Raw genomic sequence first — 22,693 nt, 5'->3', positions numbered from 1 at the left:
AGGAAATCGTCGCCATGCGTCTGCGGCAAGCACCATACGGTGCCAGCCTCACCGCCTCACCGGAATGATGCTCGTACCTCACAACATTCCTCTTCCGACCTTTTAAGTAAAACCCATTTCACCGCGTCCGGCAAAGTTACCGATCGGCGAATGAAAAGTAAAGGCTATACAAGCGAAGCATTTTAATTTGTTTTTAGCGGTACTTCGGCCTTGACATTTCATCCGCCTTGCGCTTTTGGTGCCTAAGTGGTAAAATGGTTTCGCGGTTCAATGCGTCATAATGATTAGGCTACTTTCATAACGCCTAAATATGACTTTCATTAACTATTTCTCTTGTCTTATATCGTCAGGAATCCATGTCCGGTTGAACCAAGGCTCCAAAGGGCCATATAGACGAAACATTGCAAACCACCCCTTACCGGGCACGGTACGGACCCAATTACTTTCGTCGTTGGCAGGAGGATCAGGGCCAAAGTAAATATCAATAGAGCCGTCAGCATTAGCTTTGATATTTTTATCATAAGAGTTTTTGCCTGCAATCTTTTGACCATTGGCCAATATCGAACGCGTCCAGTTATCATAAACGATAATTGACCAGAAATCTTTTGCTGGTGGATTGGGCGGGATGTGAAACTTGTAATTATTTTCTCCCAAAAGCCATTGGCCATCCTTATCATAATAGGTCCAGGCGTATTGCGATCCGGTTCCAGGCTTAGGTGCACTCATCCCCTTTGCTGCCCCCGTGGCAAACCATGTCATATAAACCATTTCATCAAGCAGTGTCCGGTGTCCATCGTTAAAAACCGGATATCCTGCAATTCCCGCCATCCAGTGAGAGCCTTTAGCGACTCGCTCTGGTTCTCTGGGTGCATAGCTGATGGCTTGTGCCATAAAACTTGCTGTTTGTGCCGCATCTCCAAGAATTCCCCTCATCCGTTTGTCCGGTGAAAACGGCTTCCCCTTTTCAATACCGATGGCGCGTAATATTCCCGCCGTCTCAGGGTCTATAGCTTGTTCGGGCTCCCTTGAAATCAAATCAGCAAGCATTTCAAATGCGCGTATGTCATTGGGAGGCGTAGAATCAAATGGCTTATTATTGGCATCGATAAAGGTCATAGCAGTTGGAGAGCCTTTTTTATTCAAAGGATAAATCCTTACCTTTTTTAACAATGCATAGGCAAGAGTACTGTTTCCTGAAGGATCAAGGAAAGCACGAAGAAAGAACCAGGAACCATTGGTTTGCAGCTTTACGATAAAATAACCTGTTGTAGGCAATTGCCCCTGATAACCAGGCGGGACAAAAAGGAATTTACCACCCTTTCCATGATCAGGGCCGCTTGGCCCAATGTCAATCACCGGACGCATCCACATATCATTAACCAAGCCAAGTACACCCGGTGGAACATCGGCAACTGTCGGTCCATCGGTATCGAGTGATAAAAAGGTCGTGCCATAAAGCGTTTCTGCGTTAGGTGTCAGCATCAGGCTTTTGGCTGTGGCACTGAATATGGCAAACTTAGAAGAAGCCTTTACACCGATATCGCGGTTAAGCCCAAGGCGCAAACCATACATACTTAAAGCCGGAAAATTTCTTAAAAATGCCTGGGTAGCTCTTTGAAAATCCAATTCATCGTATAAACGCTGTGTCGTTTCATCCGTAGGGTACCCGTCCTTAAAATTTAAAGTGCCGAGCCATTTGGATTCCACCGTAGCCGGTGGTGGTGCAGGAGCTGTTTTTGTCGGTACCGAGATCGGATCTTCGGTTTCTGTCGCTTTTTGAGCCGTAGATCGGATTGGTATTATAAAAAAAACCAGCAACAAGAACAAAATGCAAGCATTGCGGCATCTTGGGCCTTCCGCTATTACAAAAGAAATCTTCATATCTGTTGTTAAAAAAAATGTTTTTGATTTACTTACTTGTAAAGCCACAAATCGTTCTGTGAACGTTATTCTGATTGCCTCCTGTATTTATTTAACTTTTACGATGTCATCCATCTTCCAGCTCTTGTCAAAATAAGCTATTGTTGGGCCGTAGAAACGCATGTAGGCAAACCAGTGCTTACCGGGGTTGGTTTGCACCCAATTCTTTTCTTTTCCGGCAGGTGCTTCAGGTGCGAAGTACAGGTCAATAGAGCCATCACTGTTTTTAACCAGGTCTTTACGTGAGGACAGGTCTGCATTGCGTTGTTTATTATCAATGATGCAGCGGGTAGCGGCATCATAAATAGTAACCGACCAAAAATTCACCGCAGGAGGATTTGCGGGAATATGAAGTGTATAGCTATTATTTCCTTCTAACCAGTTACCGTCTTTATCTTCATAAGCCCCCAGATATGCCTGACCCAGGTTAGGCGTTTTAGAGATCATAGCATTGGAGAAAGTAACCGCTTCAAAGAAATAGGATGTTCTGCGAAAGAATTCGTCATAATTGGCGGCGCGCTGATTAGAATTGGTCAGAGCCATTACGTAATCCCATTTCCGGCCTTGCCAGTGATAAATACTATCCAGACGTTTATCAAAAGAATTGGCCATCGCCATTTGCTTTCCCCGTGTTGCAGCGGCTATCAATATCTTTTTTTGTCTTTCAGTCGGGTTAAAAGGTTTTCCCTTTATAATACCCAGATTATTAAGCCATGACATAAAAAAACGATCGCGTTCTTCAACTGGCTCCTCGTTTAAAATATCGTACAGGCGTTGCCAGTAAACAAGGCCATCGGGTTGTATTGCCAAGTACTTTTTACCCGCCGGGCTAACCAGTTTGGTAGGTTTGGGATTTGCACGATCCGCATAAGGATAAATTTTAACCCCCTTTATCAATGCCATTGCTTTCGCCGGGTCTGGGTCAAGTGCACGGAAACCAAAGAAAACATTCATCATACTGGATGGAATGCTGTAATATCCCGGCGCTGTGATTGGCTTCCGACCGGGAGGGGTTAATATGTATTTGCCTCCTTTGCCTTTATCTGCACCTAGCTCGCCAATGGCGGCTAACTCCCTTTGCCAGAAATCACCTAAGCCGCCAGCCGTGTGTCCGGCTGGCATTTCAATTACGGTTGGCCCGTTTTTAGCCAGGTCGATAAAGTTTATAATATAAGGCGTAGTTGCATTAGCCGTTAATATACCCAGTTTATCATCGTATGAATTATACATGACCAAATCATTGCTACTTGCACCAAACACGTCATTGTGTATGTGTTGCCACTCCGCATAAGCTACAATGGGTAAACCCCATAAGTAGCACTGGGTAGCCTGCTGATAATCCATTTCATTGAACAGCGCCGAAACCGCTGCCTTTGAAGGTAATTCACCATCCATAGTTACTTTGGCAGGATCAATAGCTTGCAAAGTAGTGTCGGTTTGGGTAGTGGTTGTAGAATCAGTAGTCTCACTTGTATTTGTTTTTCGCTGTTCGCAAGCTATCAGTAAGAGAATTGCTACAGAAAATATCAATGCTTTTTTCATGGTATCTGATGTTAGATATATTAAATGGTGTTTCTAATGAACCGCTGCAATACTTAAACCTATTGTACCGTTTCAGGCTGCGGCGCTTTCCAGGTGCCATCAAGTATAGATTTGTCCGGACCGTAAATTCGAATCAGGTAATAGAAGGCTCCTTTGGGCGAAGGCAGCCAGTTAGATGTCTTTCCATTAGGCGGATCATGTTGAATATATATGCTCAAATCGCCGTTAGCGTCAGTTTTTAATCCGGTGGTCCGGTCGCCAATAGAATACCTGTTGATGGGATTGTTTACCAGAAAACGGCTGGGCAGCTCATACAAAGTAATGCTCCAAAAATATTTATCGGGAGGTGTCTGCCCCTTTGGAAAGCGGATCACATAGTTTGTTTTCCCCGTTAAAAAAGCTCCGCTCTTGTCAGTCCTTGTGCCAATATAGATCGCCTCATCTTTGGTATTGCCAAACAGACCTGCTGCTGCTCCTAACGCCCGTTTCAGATAATTCCCATTGAGCATTTGGCGCGTGCCGAATAAATCAGTTGCGTTGGTTAGTTTATCGGTTCCATCTTTTAACTCTTTAGCTCCCGCGCGTGCACCAGCCGTGATAGCTGCAAGCACTTCTGGTTTATAAGCGTTGCTGTCAAACTTTTTGCCTGGCGCAATACCTATTTCACCGAATCTCGCCATCATTGACTTTTCGGTAGGATTGCGGGAAGCATATTGCAGCAGGTTATTCAGTTGGCCAATGAAGGAAGCGTTACCCCAGGCAGCCTGATTAATACCAGGAAATGGCAAAGCATATACCTTATGTGACGGAGCTGGCTGATGAGTATATACATGTAGTGGCACAAGTTTATAACCGTCTTGTAGTTTCTTTACATTTTCAATATCACCCTTTGCCATTTTCAATTCGGTGCGGCCCAGCAGCGTAACCAAATTGGTTTCTGATCTGATTACACTATTAACGCCTGCCGGCTTGGTTCCTGCCCAGTTTGGGCCGGCTATCAGGTACTTTCCTGCCTTACTACCTGTAGTTCTGCTGCCTACGTAGGCGAAATTAAAGGTGTAGAGATCGATAAACTGGAAACTATAATATCGGTTAGGAACGTCCGGTACTTCGAGAATCACGGGTTCGTCAGACAAATTAAGTATACCCCAGGAGTAAGGCGTATCATTATTGGGCGTGATTACTGCCGTATCAGCAGCTGTAAAGCTTTTTGCGTAATGTTTGAATTTGTTAAATCCTCCCGCATAATCGGGGTATTTTTTATCAAGCGCATATAAGTACATGCTGCGATAATTGTTAAATAAAGGGAATGCGTAAATCCATGCGTCCCTGGCAATAGCCTTTGCGGAATCGGGACTTATGCTGACTGGAGGAGTTAGGGCTAGACGTCTATTAGCGATATTATTATTAGACGTTCCCTTCTGCGCCCAGGCCGTGAGCAGCAAGGCTGATAATAAAAAGAGGAGTAATTTTTTCATGGCTAAATTTGAAGATGATCAGACATTAATCTTAATCAAAAATAGCAGCACTACTTATCACGGACGGTAAAATCACCTCAAGGTTGGTTGCATCTTGAAAAATGGAACAGGATTTAGAAGGTGTTGCCGTACTGAATATATTAGTTGTCACGAGCCCTTGGCATTTTCCGGTTGTGAAGATATTCGGAAGGAGAAATACCATTAAGTTTTATAAAAGCACGGAAAAATGTAGTTCTTGAATTAAAACCTATCTCCTGGCCAATAGCTTCCAGTGTTAAAACTGGCCAACGCGTATTATTACAGTTCTCTTTAAAATATTTCACGCGTTGCATATTAATATAATCAGGGAAATAAAGATCCATTTCTTGGCTAATCAGATAAGTAAGGTGGTGTTTGGGAATTCCGATACGTGCTGAGAGTTCGGCTACGGTTATCTTTTTATTTAGGAAAGGCCTTTCATCTGCCATTACTTTCTCAAGCCGAGCTAGATAATCACTGACTAATTCAGGCTTTAGCTTTGTCTTAGCAGTGGAAGGAATGAATTTTTTGTTCTGTAAACCATCGTTTATTAATAACGGTAGTACGCTCCTCTGCTGAAGTTTAGCGAAATCGATACTATAAAGAATATAGGGATTAACTGACAGGAAGAATAACAAAATCAACAATGTTCCGGAAAAGCATAAATCAGCCGTGAAATCTTTACTGATAAAAGTAAAATTAGCCACTATAATTACAAAAACAGCTGAAAATAAACCTATCAGTGAAATATTGAAAAGCTTTATCCAGTTTATCAACTTGACGTTATAACGAACTGGTGACAAACCTTCTCTTTTTTCAAACTTAATGATCTCCATGCTTTGCAGAACACAGTAAAAAAGCCATATTAACGATTTGGCAAAGGACAAATAAAAATAACTACCGGCATATGGAGTACTTACAAACCCGTTTATTGAACCTGCTGTAATAGCTTTTCGAAATTCTTGTGGATTAAGCAGACTTTCATTACATAGCAGGATTAAAATAAAAAAAGGCGGCAGGAAGTGCAAAAAATCAAATTTCCGACGGTTGTATTCGAGCGCTAAAGCATTTTTAATATACAAGTACGCGCAAGGAGCAACCAGGTAAATAAAAGACTTTCCAATAATAAAAATTGCAGGAACGTGCTGAAGATTGGACGTTAAAAAAAAAGAATTGCAAAAGGTACATAAGGATAGGCTTAAAATGCAAACACCCAAATATATGTTCGGGGCAAAAAACTTGCACTTAGCAACTAAAAGTACTGATGACAACAGGCCTAACAGACCAATAGTTACTAAAATATAAGGTAATAAGCTTAAAGTCATAATTCCCCACCTGCAATAAATTTACTGTTTCCAAAATAAATTTACATTAATGATTTACAACTGTTGGGAATAATTGTTGAAGGCGATAGTAATATTAAGCAATTAGGTTTTAGTAATCATTGATAAGTTTTAAAAAACATTCACTATATTTGTATAACAAGTTCATTGACTATCACTTATACGGATAAGCAGACTACAAAAGGCACTGAATCAAAGCACATTAAATGTGCCCTATTAGGTGCCCGTTTCTGTTTGTCTTCGATATAACATATTGAATATCATAGATATAAATCGCCGGATCATCATCCTGCCATCCCGACAAAGAGCATAATTAAAAGGTTTAAACCGATTGATTATGCTCTTTTCGGTTAATAAGGTTTCCAATTACCCCCAATTGCGAACATATCACCAATAACCTTGTTAAATAAAAAACACTATTTTAAACCTCCGTCTCTTCATCCCCATATTTTAATGAGCAAACAACAACGGTTAAATACTAACCAGTTACTCGATGTACTGGCCCTGTCAAAAAATGCCACGGCTATATACACAACCGACGATATTATTATCGAAGCGGCTAATGATGCTATGATTGCTTTTTGGGGTAAAGACAGAAATATAATTGGCCTGCCATTAGAAGTTGCGGTGCCCGAATTGAAGGATCAGCCCTTTATCGGCATGTTGAAAAATGTACTTAATACGGGAGTTACTGATGCCGGAGAAGGTATTGCAGCCGAATTATTAATAGACGGAGAATTACAAACATCCTACTACGATTATGAATACAGGGCTATAAAAAACGATGCCGGTGAAACCTATTGTATTATGCATACCGCGGCCGATGTAACAGAGCGTGTAATTGGCCAAAAAGCAATAGCAAAAGCCCGTGAACAGGAAGAAGCTTTAGAAAGCGAACAGGCTTTGAATGAAGAGCTGGCCGCCGCAAATGAAGAACTAAGCGCCATTAACGAAGAACTTAAGCAAACGCAGCATAGTCTGAATAAACTAAATGCCGAGCTCGAGAGCCGGGTGGCTGCGCGTACCCGCGAACTTACCGAAAGCGAAGCCCGGTTGCGTTACATGCTGGCAGATGCACCTGTTGCTATTGCTGTATTTACAGGGAGGGAGCTGATTATTGAAGCTGCCAATAAAAAGGTACTGGAAACATGGGGTAAAACCGCCGAGGTTATTGGCAAGCCATTGCAGTTAGCGATTCCGGAATTGGTGGGGCAAGATTTTTTACAGATCCTGGATGATGTGTTTACAAGCGGAGTGGCGTTTTACGGAAACGAAGTAAAAGCTTTGTTAGAACAGAATGGTATTATTGAAGAGGTATACTCTAACTTCGTTTACCACCCATTAAAAGACGTAGAGGGGCGAACAACCAGTATTATGCTGGCTGCAAACATAGTTACAGAGCAGGTAAAAGCGCGTAAGGCTGTTGAGGCTAATGAAAAGCGTTTCAGGTTTATGTTGAATGCTATACCGCAACAGGTGTGGACAGCGACGCCCGAAGGCCTATTAGATTACGTAAACCAGGTAGTACGCGATGATTTTGGAGGGAGCACAACAGAGATTGTTGGCAATGGATGGCAGCAATACATCCACCCGGATGATTTGCCAAAGGCACTAAATACCTGGGTAGAAGCTCTGCAAACAGGGAAAGAATATGTAATAGAGTTTCGGTTGCTATTTAGCGACGGGATGTACCGCTGGCATTTGGCCCGTGCCCTGCCTTTAATTGAAGATGGACAAATTAAATTATGGCTGGGCACCAATACAAACATTGATCTGCAAAAAAGTAATGAGCAGAAAAAAGATGAATTCCTATCCATCGCCAGTCACGAGTTAAAAACACCGCTTACCAGCATTAAGGCCTTTAACCAGTTAATGTTGCGTACGAAGGATGCCGAAAAGCTGGAAAGTTTTGTGAAGAAATCATCGGACCATATTTTGCGATTAGAAAAGCTGATTGGCGATTTGCTCGATGTTACCAAAATTAATTCTGGTAAAATGGACTATTCTATGGAACCATTTAGTTTTAAAAGAATGCTAACCGATAGCATTGAAAGCGTACAACATATTTCGCATCAACATCAAATTGTATTGCAAAACACTATAGATATAACCTATATAGGCGATCATTACCGCCTGGAACAGGTGCTTAATAATTTCTTAACAAACGCCATAAAATACTCTCCCAATGGCGAGAAGGTATTTGTTGATAGTAAGATTGAAAATAACAATGTTATTGTATCGGTACAGGACTTCGGTATCGGCATTGCTCAAAAAGATCTCGATCATTTGTTTGATAGATATTATCGGGTTGATAACACCGCAATGCGTTTCGAAGGCCTGGGGTTAGGGCTTTTCATCTCATCAGAAATTTTGAAGGGGCATAATGGCCGGTTTTGGATAGAGAGCGAAGAGGGTATTGGCTCAACATTTTACTTTCAGCTTCCATTGCCTAATTAGTCAATCCTTTCAGACTTTGTATTAACTTTAAAGCAAAATCAAAGTTGCTTCATTGATCCAAAACTTGTATTTGGGAAATAAGATTAATTAATAGGGTTTTCATTTAACAATGAAAACAAACCATTAATCGGTCGCGATTTTAAGAACATTTTATAGCTTGAAGTAAAGCACTTTGCGAAAAAACACAGGAAAAAATTTCAAATCTCGGAAATATAAGTTCAATATCTGCTTAAAAGTAACTTTAACAGGCCTCAGCTTTTGTTATAATGAAAAAAAGTAAAGTCGAACAATAACAATAGTTTATAAAAGAATAGTCTAATTTATTTTATGCCATTGGCTTCTTCTACTTAAAAAAACGGTTACACGACACAACTAATAGGTGTATGCGCGCCTTGGATGTTTCGTATAGGTTTAAAAAGACATACTATAATTTAAATGAACAAAATGATTATAAAAAAATTATAAACAGATGCCATCTGTTAATAAAAAATTTACGTTGTTTGCTGTTAGTAAGTGCACAGCGCTTGCTATTGTGATAAGGTTTAGGTTGAAACCCCCAAGCAGCGAGTGCACGGGGGTTTCTTTTTTTTAGTTTTTTTTATGGGAATGATTATTGCATAACATTGATTTAATAAGCAATAAAACCATCGATATGGAACCAGTTGAAATTATTATACAAACCTATCAGCAAATAAAAAATACCGTTAATGAAAAGCTCACCAGGCAAGGGTACCAACCCATACACGAGCAGCACGACGACCAGTTGTTTCACAGCCGTTATATGATCTGGTCTAATAATGCAGAAGCTTTACGGCTCACCTGGGATGGCAAGGAACAGTGGTTTGTGCTGGAGATAACAGAAGACCTGCCCCTTAAGGCGTTATCAACATGGTCAACAATTATTATTGTGCCGCTTGATGCCAAAAATAAAAAGCCAGTGTATTTAGAAGGTATTGTGCATACCATTGTTAACAGCCTTGAATAATTATTATTTAAACCCGGTTGAAATAAGCCTTAGATAACACCGGGAGGCTTTGTGTAAAAATTACGATGAAGCTTTAATTTACAATCATTTAAGTAAGCGTTTTTCTAAATGTTTATATAAATTTGGCGTGCAATTCATATAAATAAGGGCATAGGTTTTTAAGGCAAACGAGCGGATAAATGGATAAAATCAATATAAAGATACTGGCAAAAGAATTGAATTTATCTACCTCTACCATTTCAAGGGCTTTTAACGGAAGTACAGATATTAATAAAGACACCAGAGACCGTATACTGGCCCTGGCACGCGAGCACAGTTTTTTACCCAATCACTACGCCAGTAACCTTCGGGATAAAAAAACCAACACACTTGCTGTAATTGTACCCGAAATTGCCAATGATTTCTTCGCCCAGGCCATAAATGGGATCGAGGAAGTTGCCCGTAAACACGGGTTCTACATTTTACTTTACCGCACCGACGATATTTTTGAGAAGGAAGTATCCTTTGTAAACTACCTTAATAATGGCAAGGCTGATGGTATCATCATGTCGGTATCGGGCGAGGGGAATGATCATAAGTATTTAAACAACCTACGCCAGAAAAACATCCCCGTAGTATTTTTCGATAGGGTGTATGAAGATATAGACGCACCTAAAGTTACCACCAATGACTATGACAGTAGCTTTGCAGCCACAGAGCAGCTATTGCAAACAGGTTGCCGTAAAATTGCCTACCTGGTAGTAAATAAAAGCATCTCCATCGGTAAAACCCGTATGCAGGGCTATGTTGATGCCCTGGCTAAACATAAGGTACCGTTTAATGATGAATTGGTTATTGATTGCAGTAATGATGAAAAGGTAAATGCCAAAATACTAACCAAAGTATTACAAGATATTAAACCCGACGGCATTTTTTGCTCTGTAGAACGTTTAGCTTTTGCAACCTATCATGTATGTAATACACTTGGTGTTTCTATACCGAATGATTTAAAGCTGATCAGCTTCTCGAGTTTGGGGATTGCGCCATTATTGAGTCCGGCATTATCGACCATTACACAGCCGGCTTTTGAGATGGGAGTAAAGGCGGCCACATTGTTTTTCGAAGCCTTAGAAAACAAGGATGTTGATATGCCGAAGAAACACCATGTATTAAAATCAAAGCTCTTTATCCGGAAATCATCCGAATAATATTAACAGAAAGGCGCTCAATCGAGCGCCTTTTCTGTTAAGAGCATTTTATACTCTTAAGGTAACGTTATAAAACGATTATACGTGGATGAATAACTCTTCGGCTGGTTTACGCACTTTAGCGAAAGTTGCAGTAACATCATCAGCAGAACGGTAACCTATAGTTGCAATAACAGATGCGGTTAAGCCTTTTTCTGTTAAGCCTAATATTTCATCAAATTGTGGCGCGCTAAAGCCTTCCATCGGGCAAATATCAATGTCAAGATCTGCGGCTGCAGAAACTAAAACACCTAAACCGATATAAGCTTGTTTGTGTGCCCATGCAGTTTTTTGTTCGGTTGTTTGGCCGTTTACAGAACCCAGCATCATGCCTTTATAACCTTCAAGGCTCTCGTGGCTAATTTGTCTAACACGTACAATCTCATCTACGTATTTTTTTACATAAGCCTCGTCCAGGTTGGTTTCGGCAGCAAAAACAATTAGTTGCGATGCATCGGTGATTTGAGATTGACCGTAAGCAGCAGCTTTCAGTTTTTCGCGAACTTCGGGGTTCTCAACCACAATAACTTTATAGTGATGTAAACCCAAAGATGATGGAGCTAAACGAACAGTTGCAAGCAATTGCTCTAAAGTATCAGCAGCGATTTTTTTATTTGCGTCGAATTTTTTAGTAGCGTAACGCCAGCTAAGTTTTTCAATTAATGACATGATTTTTCTCTTTTAAATATTTCAACAAAAATAGATGTTTAAACATTTAAATTCGTCAGCCTAAAGTCAATCTATAATAAACCCTGTTCTTTAAGTAATTTGCGTCGTTCTTTTTCCAGTCGCTTTTGCTCTTTCTTTTCGTCTTTCAGGCGTTTTTTATTCAATGCAGCGGTGTCTACAGGTTCGGCTTTCTCAGTGGTTTTAACCGTATCTTTTTTACCGCCACCAAATAAACGCTTGAAGAATCCTGGCTTTTTCTCAGGTTCTGGGTCTGGTTCAACAGGCACAGGTGCAACACCGGTCTGGTCATCGTCACTCGGTTGCTTCATCAGGCTGTCAACAACTGCCGGGTTATTATCAACAGTAGGGGCTGGGCGCAGGCTTTCTTTCAGTCTAACGGTATAAAAACCATAAGCACTGGTATCGGCATTTGTCAACCCATTCTTAGCCATTAAGCGGCCTATGAGGTTAAAGTAGCCATGCAAACGCGGGTTAAGCGAACCATCTGATAAAAATGCATACAATCCCTTTTTAGGATTCGGTACAATACTGGCCAGATAAATGCTCTCGCCCAAAGTAAGTGCCGAAGGGCTTTTATTAAAGTAGTAGTGCGATGCTTCACCAATACCATACACATTTTTACCCCACTCGATGATATTGAAGTAAACCTCCAGCATTCGGTTCTTGGTCATGATGCCGGTATTCTCAATGGTCCACACAATTAGCGTTTCTTCTATTTTGCGGGATAGCGTTTTCTGACGACTCAAAAAAGCGTTTTTAACCAGCTGCATAGAGATGGTACTACCACCGCGTTTAAATTTCTTCTCCTTAAAATCGGTAGCGATTGATTTACGGATCGACTCTTCCACAAAACCATGGTTACGGTAAAAAGAAGGATCCTCGGCAGTCATTACTGCATTGCGCAGATCAGGAGAGATATCTTCTAATGGCGTATAATTAGGGTTTGATGGGCCAATTGTGCGCGAGGGCATAGGCTGACCTTTTTCGTACGGTGTATAAACAAACTCGTGGTTTAGTTTATCGAAATCAGTTTTGCCATAGCCCAGTATTTTGAAGTTTTGCTTGTCCAGTCGCGAATCAAAGATCAAATCATCGGGCTTGATGGCATCGAGGTAAAAGTTAAGGTTGTAATTCAGCTTGCCCGAAACCTTCATTCCTTCAAGTGATTCAAACATTCCTTGTGGGAAAGAGTTCCAAATATTTTGGGCATCAATCCAGCCGGTATGCACCTTCAGCTCATAAATTTTATTCGGCCTCAGCGTGTATTTGATGTAAGGGTTAGCCACAATATCTTTAATGCGGATCACAGATGAGCTATCAACCGATACATAGTTTTCGCCCACAAATAAATTAGCATCCATACTGGCTTGTGGTACCACAATATCATTCGATGATAGTGCCGCGTGGTTGATGAGCATATTGCGAACTGAAGAATAAGCGTAGATTTTGGTTTCGCCACTGCTATGTTCAACCTTAATCAGTTTGGTGGTCAGTGTATCAAAATTGAACTTAAGCTTGAATTTTTTTTCAATCAGCGGTAATTCTACTTTCTTGCCATCAGCATAAAGTTTAATATCGATGTTTTTGTCGGATGGGTGCATTTTACCATCAAAGTGCCATACAGATTCGCCGTTGTTAATATTGATGGTTGATTTAAGGTTACCATTTTTAATTACGGCTGTTGGGGTTACTACTTTAACCGTGTTGCTATCATCAGCAAATGTAATGGCGAAGTTTTTAAGATTGAGGTTATCCGGGATTTTGTATAAAACATCGTTCACCAGGTTATTGGCCAGTTCAGACATATCAACCTTTGATTTGGTTGCCGTGGAATCTTTTTTCTTTTTGAATAGAAAATCGAAATTGCGAACGCCGTTTTTGCTGGTGAGGTTTAAATAACCATTCTGTAGGTTTACATCAGAAAGCTTAACATCGCCAAAAATCAACGGCAATAACTTAACACTTACCTCAAATGAATTGATTTTTAACAGGCTATCGCGTTGAAACGGAACCACGGTAATATCTGTAAATGCAACGGTAGCCAATCCGTTAAAATGGGCCGAACCTATTTTTACATCTAAATTATAATCTCTCTGGGCTTTTGCTTTAGCTTTGCTAATCACTTTTTGCAATAATGCCTCACGTTTGGAGTAGGCTACTGCGCCACCAATAAGTAAAATTATTAGCAGTGAAACAAGAACAATAACGGCAATACGGATATATTTTGGATTGAGGCGATGCATTTGTGAAATTTAACCAAACATAAAACTAAATCTTACTCCGTGCAAAACGGTTTTCAGTAAAGTTTATTTCCTAACAAACCCAAGCTCCGCCTGTTTTTATAAATTTGCGTTGATTCGAAAAAAAATAATGATCATAACTTCAGAACAAGTACTTCAAGCCCTCGGCAATGTAGAAGAACCCGATCTTAAAAAAGACCTGGTAACGCTAAACATGATCCAGGATATTAAGATAGATGGCAATAAACTAAGCTTCTCTGTAATATTAACCACACCGGCCTGCCCGCTAAAAGGACTAATTGAGAATGCCTGCCGAAACGCCATCAGCCACTTCATCAGCAAAGATATTGAGGTAAGTATCAATATGACCTCGCAGGTTACCACGCAAAAAAATACCGGTGTCCCGGGTGTGAAAAATATTATTGCCGTTGCCTCTGGCAAAGGTGGCGTTGGTAAATCAACAGTTGCTGCTAACCTGGCATTAGGCCTTGCACAAAAAGGAGCAAAGGTTGGTTTAATCGATGCTGATATTTACGGCCCATCTGTACCTATTATGTTTGGCCTGGAGGGTGCACGCCCAATGGCCAGCCAGGTTAATGGTAAAACACGTATTGAGCCGATTGAAAAATATGGTATTAAACTATTGTCTATAGGTTTCTTTACAGACCCTAATCAGCCAGTGCCATGGCGCGGGCCAATGGTTTCAACCGCAGTTAAGCAATTATTCAATGATGCCGACTGGGGCGAGCTTGATTATTTAGTTGTCGACCTGCCACCAGGTACCGGCGATATCCACATTACAGTTACCCAAAGCTTCCCGGTTACGGGCGCTGTTATTGTAACAACACCGCAAAACGTAGCTTTAGCAGATGCGCGCAAGGGGATAGGTATGTTTATGATGGATGCTATTAATGTACCGGTATTAGGGGTTATCGAAAACATGTCGTACTTTACACCTGCTGAATTGCCTGAGAATAAATATTACATATTCGGGCAAGGCGGCGGACAAAAATTGGCCGAGCAAATTGAAGCGCCGTTTTTGGGCGAAATACCATTGGTACGCAGTATTAGCGAAAGTGGTGATGCCGGACAGCCGGTTGTATTGCAGGATAACAACCCAATGACTGCTGCGTTCTTAAATATAGCAGAGCGGGTAGCACAGCAGGTGGCTATTTGCAATGCAGGCATTTCAAATAAAACAAATTAATTAATACCTTTACTATATAATTAAGTATAAATGAGTTTAGTAGATCAGGTAGAGGCAGCGTTGGATACCATTCGTCCATATTTAGAGGCCGATGGGGGGAATGTTTCTGTGGAAGAGATCACTGCCGATAATGTTGTAAAGTTAAAGTTATTGGGTTCATGCGGCTCTTGCCCAATGAGCATCATGACTTTGAAAGCCGGTATTGAGCAGGCTATTAAAAGAGCTGTGCCCGAAATTACCGCCATAGAAGCCATTAACCTAACGGATATTGACGACCCTAACGCCGTATTGCCAGAAAATTTGCGATAAGTGTTAAGTTATGTTAAAATACAGCTGCATGATATGCAACGCTGTATTTTTGCGTTCTATAAAAACTATTTACCCTATTAATTAGTATTTTAAAACAGGGATTGATTAACAATTAATGAAGCGTTTAGCAGGCATATTATTTTTTTTATTGTTCACCGGCTTTGCCGCCTGGGCTCAGGAACAACAAAAAGAGCAGCCATTGGTGCAGTTTACAGGTGTAATACACAATGCCGATAGCAACAAGGTAATTGTGCCTTATGTAAACATTACTAACCTTTCGTTTCATAACCAACTCAATATGTCTAACTATCAGGGTTATTTCTCTTTTGTAGTACATGAGCTGGATACCCTGAAATTTACCAGCGTTGGTTATTTGCCACAAACCATTGTAATACCGGCTGGCGGTAAAAAAAGCTTTGTTTTAGAAGTACAATTAAAACCGCAGACAATTAATCTGCCGGTTGTGCGTGTGTTTCCGTGGGCTACAACAGATGAGTTCAGGAAAGATTTCATTACCATGAAAATTGCAGATGATGACTTGGAAATTGCCAAAAAGAATCTTTACAAAGCAATATACGGTATCGATTTAAACAGCTTACCGCGCGATGCGCAGGAAATACAAATGGCCAGCTACCAGGATATGCACATGAGGTTAATGAATGAGCACTCGCTTACGCCTAACCCTCTGTTAAACCCAATTGCATGGGGAACGCTGATTAAGCAAATTTCTGACGGAGATTTTTCAAGGGGCCTTAGTCACACAACCACAGCCCCAAGCAACAATTAACGGCCTTTTTTAACCGCCGGGAATTTCATTTTATAATCCACTTTTACCATCCCTTTCGAAATATCGTTCAATCGTTTTTCGATCAGGCGTTTGCGGAGCGGGCTTAGCTTATCAGTAAACAGCTTACCTTCTATATGGTCATATTCGTGTTGGATAACGCGTGCAGCTAAACCTTTAAAGGTTTCTTCGTGCAGTTGCCAGTTCTCGTCATAATAGCTCATGCGAATAGTTCCCTTGCGGTAAACATCCTCACGAATATCAGGGATACTTAAACAGCCTTCGTTAAATGGCCATTCTTCACCCGTTTCTTCTAAAATCTGTGCATTAATAAATACCTTTTTAAAATCAGCCAATTCTGGCTCATCATCGTCAAAAGGTGAAGCATCAATTACAAAAAGGCGTTTTAATATGCCTACTTGTGGGGCGGCCAAACCAACGCCACGGGCTGCATACATGGTTTCAAACATATCATCAACCAGTTTCTTAAGGTCTGCATCGTCTTTCTCGATATCTAAGGCCTTTTTCTTCAAAACCGGGTCACCATACGCTACTATAGGAAGTTTCATAACTACAAAATTACGGATTTAATCTAATGGCTCAAATAACAAGGTTGTCATCTGTTGATTATCCAATATTTCATTAGCTATTTCCAATGCCTGGTCTGCTGTTACTGCATTAATTTTGGCAATCACTTCTTCCAACGAATCTATATAATTAAAATCGAGCAGGCTTTTGGCCATTGAAATAAGCAAACTCATTTTGCCTTCTTCGGCCAGGGCAATTTGTCCGTTAAATTTTTGTTTGGCCTGATGGAGCTGCAGGGTTCCCAATTTATTTTCGCGCAGTTTTTTCAATTCTTTATTTACCAGGCGCATGGCTCGGTCGGCCTTTTCTACATCGGTACCAAAATAAATATTGAAAATACCGGTATCGGTAAAAGGTACATAGCTCGATTCGATAGTATAAGCAATGCCATACTTCTCTCTGATCTCAAGGTTCAGCCTGCTACTCATTCCCATTCCTCCTAAAAGGTTATTAACAAGCAACAATCCACTTTTAAAAGGATGCGATGATGGATAGGCCTGCATACCCATTATACAATGCGTTTGTGAAATAGACTTCTCAGCTTTAACGATTTGTGGAGCATTAACGAGTGGCTTAACACGGTTCTTAATAGCTTTATTTTCAACAATGGCGCCTAAATGTTTTTCACCAAGCTTAACCAGTTTTTTAAAGTCATAATCGCCGGCAACGGCTAATATAATCTGCGAAGTATTGTAGTTGTTGGCGATAAAACCGTTGATGTCATCTTTATTGATCCGGTTCACCGTTTCTGGCGTGCCTAAAATATTACCGCCCAGGGTATGGCCTTTGAAAAGCAACCCTTCGAAATCATCCTGAATTGCTTCTTCGGGCTGATCGAGGTAGGAGGCGATCTCATCCAGGATAACACCGCGCTCTTTCTCCAGTTCAACCTGCGGAAAGGTGGAGTGGAAAACAATATCCTCGAACAAATCAATCGTGCGCTCCAGGTGCTCTTTCAAAAATGAAGCGTGGATGCACGTATATTCTTTAGTGGTGTAAGCGTTTAAGTCGGCTCCAACCAATTCAAGTCGGTTGAGGATCTGTGAGGTATTGCGGCGCTCTGTTTCTTTAAAAAGCAAATGTTCAATAAAGTGCGCAAGGCCTTCCTGTTCGGGCTTTTCATCACGCGAGCCGGCATTTATAAGCAAACAACAATGTGCAATGGCCGATTTTACGGGGTGGTGCAGTATACGTATGCCGTTAGGTAGGGTATAAACCTGATATTCCATAATTAATTTACAAAGATACTGTTATTTAGAGCCATATATTTTATGCTTATTAGGTAGCTTTGTAGCATGAACGTAAAAGTTGTAGATCTTGAGTTTGAACCCCTTATTACACACGAAACCATCCAGAAACGTGTAGCAGTAATTGCAGAAGAAATTAATAAAGAGTACGACGGGAAGTTGCCGGTATTTTTAGGCGTGCTTAACGGTAGCTTTTTATTTATTGCCGACCTGATGAAAGAGGTTACCATCCCCTGTGAAATTACCTTTACCAAACTGGCATCATACTTCGGCGGTACATCGAGCAGCCGCACGGTTAGAAACGATATTGATTTAGGCGTTGATATTAAAGACCGCCATGTTATTATTGTAGAAGATATTATCGATTCGGGCAATACTTTAGCGTACCTGATAGAACGCTTAAAGGTTTTTAAACCTGCGTCATTAAAAGTATGTACGCTGTTGTCTAAAACCAGCGCAATCGAAATTTTTATCCAGGAACTTACTTATGTTGGTTTTGAAATAGAAAATGAGTTTGTAGTAGGATACGGTTTGGATTACAAAGAACAAGGCCGTAACCTGAAAGATATTTACAGACTTGTTAGCGCATAGCCAATATGAGGAACATACTTGCTGTCGCTTTATTGTTATTGGTAATACTGTCTTGTAAAAAGCAAGATGCCGTTATTGATACAACAGCGTCAACACCTTTTGCCAACGTGGTGATATTGGGTAATAGCATTACCTATTCGCCGACAAATTCGTCACTCGGGTGGACGGGCAGCTGGGGAATGGCAGCAAGCACAGCGGATAAAGACTATGTGCATTTGCTAACCACCCGCTTTCAGCAAATAAACAAAAGCTGTGTGGTACAAGCCCATAATATTGCCGTATTTGAGACTAATTACGATACCTACGATTTCGATTCGGACTTAAAGACCTACCGCGACAGCAAACCCGATCTGCTTATTTTGCGCATTGGGGAAAATGTACAAGCTTCATTTGATTCGATAGCTTTTGCTAAAAAATACCAGGGGTTGATTGCTTACATGAAGACGAACAATCCTAATTTAAAAGTATTGGCAGTTGGTTCATTCTGGAGTAACCGCGATTATATTAATGTGATCATGAGCAGGTATACGCCATATATCTCTTTAGCGGTTTTAGGAACCGACCTCAGCAACTATGCCTTCGACAGAACCGATTGGGCATCTGCTGTGCAGCAGCACCCTGGCGATAAAGGAATGCAAGGCATAGCCGATATGATATGGGCGAAGGTGCAATCGATGAAGTAGTTTATTAAACCACTTCACCCGTTAATTCCGTTAACAATTCCACCGCACGCTCAATGGTCGGTACCCCTTCAAAACTGATACGAAGCGTGTTCTTCACCTCTTTCATATTGATCTTTCGCGGATTGTATTGCACATAGTTTAATACCTGCCTGAAAGCCTCTGTCTCGAAATATGGCGATTGCTGATTGCTGATGAAATAGCCACGCAGCACATTCTTTTTCAACGAAATTTTTTCGAAGCCGATCACCTTGCCCTGCCATTGCAAACGCATGGTATTCATCAAATCGTTTACCTGCGGCGGGATAGGGCCGAAGCGGTCGGTCAACTGTTTTTCGAAAGCCATCAATTGTGCTTCGTTTTCCAGTTTAGATAGTTCGGTGTATAGGTTATACCGTTCGCCAATGTTGGTTACATATTCGTCGGGTATCAGGATCTCCAAGTCGGTATCTATCTGGGTGAAAGAAATAAATGGCCGCGGTTTTTCGTCCTGGAAAAGATCTTTAAACTCATCGTCTTTTAATTCCTGTATGGCTTCATCCAATATCTTATGATACATTTCGAAACCGATCTCGGCGATAAAGCCGCTTTGCTCGGCGCCTAACAGGTTTCCACTACCTCGGATATCCAAATCGCGCATGGCTACATTAAAGCCGCTTCCCAGTTCAGAGAATTCTTCAATGGCACTTAAGCGTTTCCGTGCTTCCGGCGTTAAGGTTGATAAAGGCGGACTTAGTAAATAACAAAAGGCCTTTTTATTGCTTCGCCCTACGCGGCCGCGCATCTGGTGCAAGTCGCTCAGGCCAAACATGTGGGCATGGTTAATGATGATGGTGTTGGCGTTAGGGATATCCAAGCCGGCCTCAATAATTGTGGTGGCAACCAATACATCGTATTCGTGGCCCACAAATTTAAGCATTACATCTTCCAGGTCATCGCCTTCCAACTGACCGTGTGCAATACCGATACGTGCTTTAGGTACCAGTTTGCGAATCATGCCGCCCAGCTGCATCAAATCTGCCACCCGGTTATGGATAAAAAATATTTGTCCGCCGCGGTCAATCTCAAACTCTACGGCTTCTTTAATCAGCTTATCATTAAATACGTGCAACTCGGTAACTACTGGCTGGCGGTTTGGCGGTGGGGTAGAGATAATAGAAAGATCCCTTGCACCCATTAATGAGAAGTGCAGCGTACGCGGGATAGGAGTAGCTGTTAAAGTCAGCGTATCCACATTTACCCGCATTTGTTTCAGTTTCTCTTTGGTAGATACGCCGAACTTTTGCTCCTCATCAATAATCATGAGGCCGAGGTCTTTAAACTTCACATCCTTACTTACCAGGCGATGCGTGCCTATAATGATATCAACTTTACCTTCGGCCAACTTGGCCAGAGTATCCTTAATCTGCTTGCTAGTTTTAAAACGATTGATGTAATCAATATTACAAGGAAACCCTTTAAGGCGGTCTGTAAATGTTTTATGATGCTGTGCTGCCAAAATGGTAGTCGGCACCAGTACGGCAACCTGTTTGCTATCGGCTACGGCTTTAAATGCGGCACGGATAGCCACCTCTGTTTTACCGAAACCAACGTCGCCGCAAATAAGGCGGTCCATTGGGTGCGGCGATTCCATATCTTTTTTGAAATCGGCTGTGGCCTTTTCCTGATCGGGGGTATCCTCGTAAATAAAGGAAGCCTCCAATTCAGTCTGTAAATAACTATCGGGATGGAAAGCCGTACCCTGTTGTGCCTTACGTACAGCGTAAAGTTTAATCAGGTCGCGGGCTATGTCTTTAACTTTTTTTTTTGTGGTTTTTTTCAACCGCTCCCAGGTATCGGTACCAAGCTTATTCATCTTAGGCACCATGCCCTCTTTACCGCTAAATTTAGAGATGCGGTTAAGCGAGTTGATGTTTACATACAGTAAATCGTTATCGGCATATATCAGCCGGATCATCTCCTGCATTTTGCCGTTTACCTCCACCTTTTCCAACCCGGCGTATTTGCCAATACCATGATCGATGTGGGTAACGTAATCGCCCGGCTTTAAATCACGCAGTTCTTTTAGGGTAATGGCTTGTGTGCGCTGGTAGCCTTTGCGCAGTTTATATTTATAATAACGGTCGAAGATCTGGTGATCGGTATAGCAGGCAATTTTCTGCTCGCGGTCTATAAAACCTTCGCGTAACGAAATATTGATTGGGGTAAACTGTACCGTTTTATCAATATCCTCAAAAATGGCATACAAACGCTCTACCTGTTTGGCCGAGTCTGTTAATATGTAATTCTCAATTTTATCAACCTCGTTATTTTTGATGTTATGGATCAGTAGGTTGAAATCTTTATTGAAAGAGGGCTGAGGGCGGATCTCGAAGTTGAAAGCATTGGCGCCCTCGTAAAAGAACTGCTTGCCATATTCTACAACTGCAAAATCATATAACTGATCGGCAATTAGCTTATCATCCGTAAAACCGAATTTAGGATCAATCCAATCCGGGTTCTGATTTTTTTCTTCGGCGGATAAAGCTTTCCACAATTGGGTGGCTTTCTTGTAACCATCGCGGATCACATCCAGCGTAAACTGCACATCCTTGATCCAAATCTGGGTACCTCGCTCAGCGTATTCCAGCAGTGAAATATTATTCTCTGTTAAAAACTTCGACTGCACATTAGGCACAATCGTAATGCTTTTCATTTGCTCGATAGAAAGCTGGCTCTCTACCTCAAACGTACGGATGGTTTCAATAAAATCGCCGAAAAATTCTACCCGGTAAGGCAGATCGTGCGAAAAAGAGAAAATATCTACAATGCCGCCCCGTACAGAAAACTGGCCGGGTTCGTATACAAATTCAACGCGTTCAAAATCGTACTCGATTAAAAACTCGTTGATAAATTCAATGCTTAAATTGTTTTGAACAGCAATTTCCAGCGTATTTTTCTCTAGCGAAGCCCGGTCGATCACCTTTTCTGCCAAAGCCTCGGGGTAAGTAACTATCAAACGGCCAACCGATGAAGTGTGGTTCAGATCATTCAATACCTCGGCACGAGCAAGTACATTGCTGCTATCTGGCTGGGTAAATTCAAATGCTTTGCGGTATGATGATGGGAAAAGTAGAACTTCCTGGCCTGTCAGGTTTTCGAGGTCTGCCTGCATATAGCTGGCTTCTTCGCGGTCGGGCAGCACAAATATCATGTGCTGGTGCTGCAAAAACCACAGGGCCACAGCCACCGTTGCATCGCTCGATCCAACAAGGCCACGTAATTGTATGCGGGGATTTTTGGATGCATTGAGTGCTTTCGCAACGTCCTGCAGCCGGTTATCGCCCTTATAACGGTCTAATATGTCGCGGATATTCAAAACAGTACAAATATAAGCAAAATAACCCCT

17 protein-coding genes are annotated in these 22,693 nt (G+C 41.5%); 8 read left to right on the top strand and 9 right to left on the bottom strand.

Features of this window, described 5'->3' with window-relative positions:
- Positions 1–324 precede the first annotated feature (324 nt).
- From PQO05_RS26520 to PQO05_RS26505, 4 genes are all read right to left on the bottom strand, one after another.
- The gene (locus PQO05_RS26520) at positions 325–1,929 is read right to left on the bottom strand and encodes a DUF1254 domain-containing protein (protein ID WP_273630541.1); all 1,605 of its coding nucleotides are present in this window, start codon (positions 1,927–1,929) and stop codon (positions 325–327) included.
- Positions 1,930–1,968: 39 nt separating this feature from the next.
- A complete protein-coding gene (locus PQO05_RS26515; protein ID WP_273630540.1) occupies positions 1,969–3,462 on the bottom strand; it encodes a DUF1254 domain-containing protein in 1,494 nt (497 codons plus the stop codon).
- Positions 3,463–3,521: 59 nt separating this feature from the next.
- Positions 3,522–4,940: a DUF1254 domain-containing protein gene (locus tag PQO05_RS26510; protein ID WP_273630539.1), complete on the bottom strand. Its 1,419-nt coding sequence runs from the start codon at positions 4,938–4,940 to the stop codon at positions 3,522–3,524.
- A gap of 140 nt (positions 4,941–5,080) precedes the next feature.
- Positions 5,081–6,283: a helix-turn-helix domain-containing protein gene (locus PQO05_RS26505; RefSeq protein ID WP_273630538.1), complete on the bottom strand. Its 1,203-nt coding sequence runs from the start codon at positions 6,281–6,283 to the stop codon at positions 5,081–5,083.
- Between the two features lie 471 nt (positions 6,284–6,754).
- On the opposite strand from PQO05_RS26505, the gene PQO05_RS26500 reads away from it, so the two are divergent.
- From PQO05_RS26500 to PQO05_RS26490, 3 genes are all read left to right on the top strand, one after another.
- Complete coding sequence (locus tag PQO05_RS26500) at positions 6,755–8,758, top strand: ATP-binding protein (protein ID WP_273630537.1); 2,004 nt, start codon at positions 6,755–6,757, stop codon at positions 8,756–8,758.
- Between the two features lie 652 nt (positions 8,759–9,410).
- Complete coding sequence (locus tag PQO05_RS26495) at positions 9,411–9,743, top strand: hypothetical protein (protein ID WP_273630536.1); 333 nt, start codon at positions 9,411–9,413, stop codon at positions 9,741–9,743.
- Between the two features lie 179 nt (positions 9,744–9,922).
- A complete protein-coding gene (locus PQO05_RS26490; RefSeq protein WP_273630535.1) occupies positions 9,923–10,930 on the top strand; it encodes a LacI family DNA-binding transcriptional regulator in 1,008 nt (335 codons plus the stop codon).
- A 78-nt stretch (positions 10,931–11,008) separates the two neighbouring features.
- Here the strand turns inward: PQO05_RS26490 and PQO05_RS26485 are convergent, their stop codons facing one another.
- Positions 11,009–11,638, bottom strand: coding sequence for a nitroreductase family protein (locus tag PQO05_RS26485; protein WP_273630534.1), 630 nt, complete (start codon positions 11,636–11,638; stop codon positions 11,009–11,011).
- A 71-nt stretch (positions 11,639–11,709) separates the two neighbouring features.
- On the bottom strand, positions 11,710–13,902 hold the full coding sequence (locus PQO05_RS26480) for a biosynthetic peptidoglycan transglycosylase (protein WP_273630533.1): 2,193 nt from the start codon (positions 13,900–13,902) through the stop codon (positions 11,710–11,712).
- Between the two features lie 127 nt (positions 13,903–14,029).
- Between PQO05_RS26480 and PQO05_RS26475 the strand changes: the two genes are divergently transcribed.
- The 3 genes from PQO05_RS26475 (at position 14,030) to PQO05_RS26465 (ending at position 16,202) form a co-directional block, all read left to right on the top strand.
- Positions 14,030–15,106 carry an Mrp/NBP35 family ATP-binding protein gene (locus PQO05_RS26475; protein ID WP_420490385.1) on the top strand — a complete coding sequence of 359 codons (1,077 nt, stop codon included), beginning with the start codon at positions 14,030–14,032 and terminating at the stop codon, positions 15,104–15,106.
- Between the two features lie 30 nt (positions 15,107–15,136).
- Positions 15,137–15,415: a NifU family protein gene (locus PQO05_RS26470; RefSeq protein WP_273630532.1), complete on the top strand. Its 279-nt coding sequence runs from the start codon at positions 15,137–15,139 to the stop codon at positions 15,413–15,415.
- Positions 15,416–15,530: 115 nt separating this feature from the next.
- Complete coding sequence (locus tag PQO05_RS26465) at positions 15,531–16,202, top strand: peptidase associated/transthyretin-like domain-containing protein (RefSeq protein ID WP_273630531.1); 672 nt, start codon at positions 15,531–15,533, stop codon at positions 16,200–16,202.
- Here the strand turns inward: PQO05_RS26465 and def are convergent.
- Both def and PQO05_RS26455 read right to left on the bottom strand, forming a co-directional pair.
- Positions 16,199–16,768 carry a peptide deformylase gene (gene def, locus PQO05_RS26460; protein ID WP_273630530.1) on the bottom strand — a complete coding sequence of 190 codons (570 nt, stop codon included), beginning with the start codon at positions 16,766–16,768 and terminating at the stop codon, positions 16,199–16,201. The two genes, PQO05_RS26465 and def, sit on opposite strands and share 4 nt — an antisense overlap.
- An 18-nt stretch (positions 16,769–16,786) precedes the next feature.
- Positions 16,787–18,016: a M16 family metallopeptidase gene (locus tag PQO05_RS26455; RefSeq protein ID WP_273630529.1), complete on the bottom strand. Its 1,230-nt coding sequence runs from the start codon at positions 18,014–18,016 to the stop codon at positions 16,787–16,789.
- Positions 18,017–18,082: 66 nt separating this feature from the next.
- Here PQO05_RS26455 and hpt point away from each other — a divergent pair, with 66 nt between their 5' ends.
- Positions 18,083–18,625, top strand: coding sequence for a hypoxanthine phosphoribosyltransferase (hpt, locus tag PQO05_RS26450; protein ID WP_273630528.1), 543 nt, complete (start codon positions 18,083–18,085; stop codon positions 18,623–18,625).
- A gap of 5 nt (positions 18,626–18,630) precedes the next feature.
- Positions 18,631–19,308, top strand: coding sequence for an SGNH/GDSL hydrolase family protein (locus PQO05_RS26445; RefSeq protein ID WP_273630526.1), 678 nt, complete (start codon positions 18,631–18,633; stop codon positions 19,306–19,308).
- A 4-nt stretch (positions 19,309–19,312) separates the two neighbouring features.
- Here the strand turns inward: PQO05_RS26445 and mfd are convergent, their stop codons facing one another.
- On the bottom strand, positions 19,313–22,663 hold the full coding sequence (gene mfd / locus PQO05_RS26440) for a transcription-repair coupling factor (protein WP_273630525.1): 3,351 nt from the start codon (positions 22,661–22,663) through the stop codon (positions 19,313–19,315).
- Positions 22,664–22,693: the final 30 nt, after the last annotated feature.

Source organism: Mucilaginibacter jinjuensis (assembly GCF_028596025.1).
Lineage (GTDB): Bacteria > Bacteroidota > Bacteroidia > Sphingobacteriales > Sphingobacteriaceae > Mucilaginibacter > Mucilaginibacter jinjuensis.
This window is presented reverse-complemented; position numbering and strand designations above follow the sequence as displayed.

Excerpts from the sequence above, each read along its gene's own strand:
- PQO05_RS26515 (WP_273630540.1), bottom strand. The coding sequence starts at position 3,462 with ATGAAAAAAGCATTGATATTTTCTGTAGCAATTCTCTTACTGATAGCT.
- PQO05_RS26510 (WP_273630539.1), bottom strand. The coding sequence starts at position 4,940 with ATGAAAAAATTACTCCTCTTTTTATTATCAGCCTTGCTGCTCACGGCC.
- PQO05_RS26505 (WP_273630538.1), bottom strand. The coding sequence starts at position 6,283 with ATGACTTTAAGCTTATTACCTTATATTTTAGTAACTATTGGTCTGTTA.
- PQO05_RS26500 (WP_273630537.1), top strand. The coding sequence starts at position 6,755 with ATGAGCAAACAACAACGGTTAAATACTAACCAGTTACTCGATGTACTG.
- PQO05_RS26495 (WP_273630536.1), top strand. The coding sequence starts at position 9,411 with ATGGAACCAGTTGAAATTATTATACAAACCTATCAGCAAATAAAAAAT.
- PQO05_RS26490 (WP_273630535.1), top strand. The coding sequence starts at position 9,923 with ATGGATAAAATCAATATAAAGATACTGGCAAAAGAATTGAATTTATCT.
- PQO05_RS26485 (WP_273630534.1), bottom strand. The coding sequence starts at position 11,638 with ATGTCATTAATTGAAAAACTTAGCTGGCGTTACGCTACTAAAAAATTC.
- PQO05_RS26480 (WP_273630533.1), bottom strand. The coding sequence starts at position 13,902 with ATGCATCGCCTCAATCCAAAATATATCCGTATTGCCGTTATTGTTCTT.
- PQO05_RS26475 (WP_420490385.1), top strand. The coding sequence starts at position 14,030 with ATGATCATAACTTCAGAACAAGTACTTCAAGCCCTCGGCAATGTAGAA.
- PQO05_RS26470 (WP_273630532.1), top strand. The coding sequence starts at position 15,137 with ATGAGTTTAGTAGATCAGGTAGAGGCAGCGTTGGATACCATTCGTCCA.
- PQO05_RS26465 (WP_273630531.1), top strand. The coding sequence starts at position 15,531 with ATGAAGCGTTTAGCAGGCATATTATTTTTTTTATTGTTCACCGGCTTT.
- def (WP_273630530.1), bottom strand. The coding sequence starts at position 16,768 with ATGAAACTTCCTATAGTAGCGTATGGTGACCCGGTTTTGAAGAAAAAG.
- PQO05_RS26455 (WP_273630529.1), bottom strand. The coding sequence starts at position 18,016 with ATGGAATATCAGGTTTATACCCTACCTAACGGCATACGTATACTGCAC.
- hpt (WP_273630528.1), top strand. The coding sequence starts at position 18,083 with ATGAACGTAAAAGTTGTAGATCTTGAGTTTGAACCCCTTATTACACAC.
- PQO05_RS26445 (WP_273630526.1), top strand. The coding sequence starts at position 18,631 with ATGAGGAACATACTTGCTGTCGCTTTATTGTTATTGGTAATACTGTCT.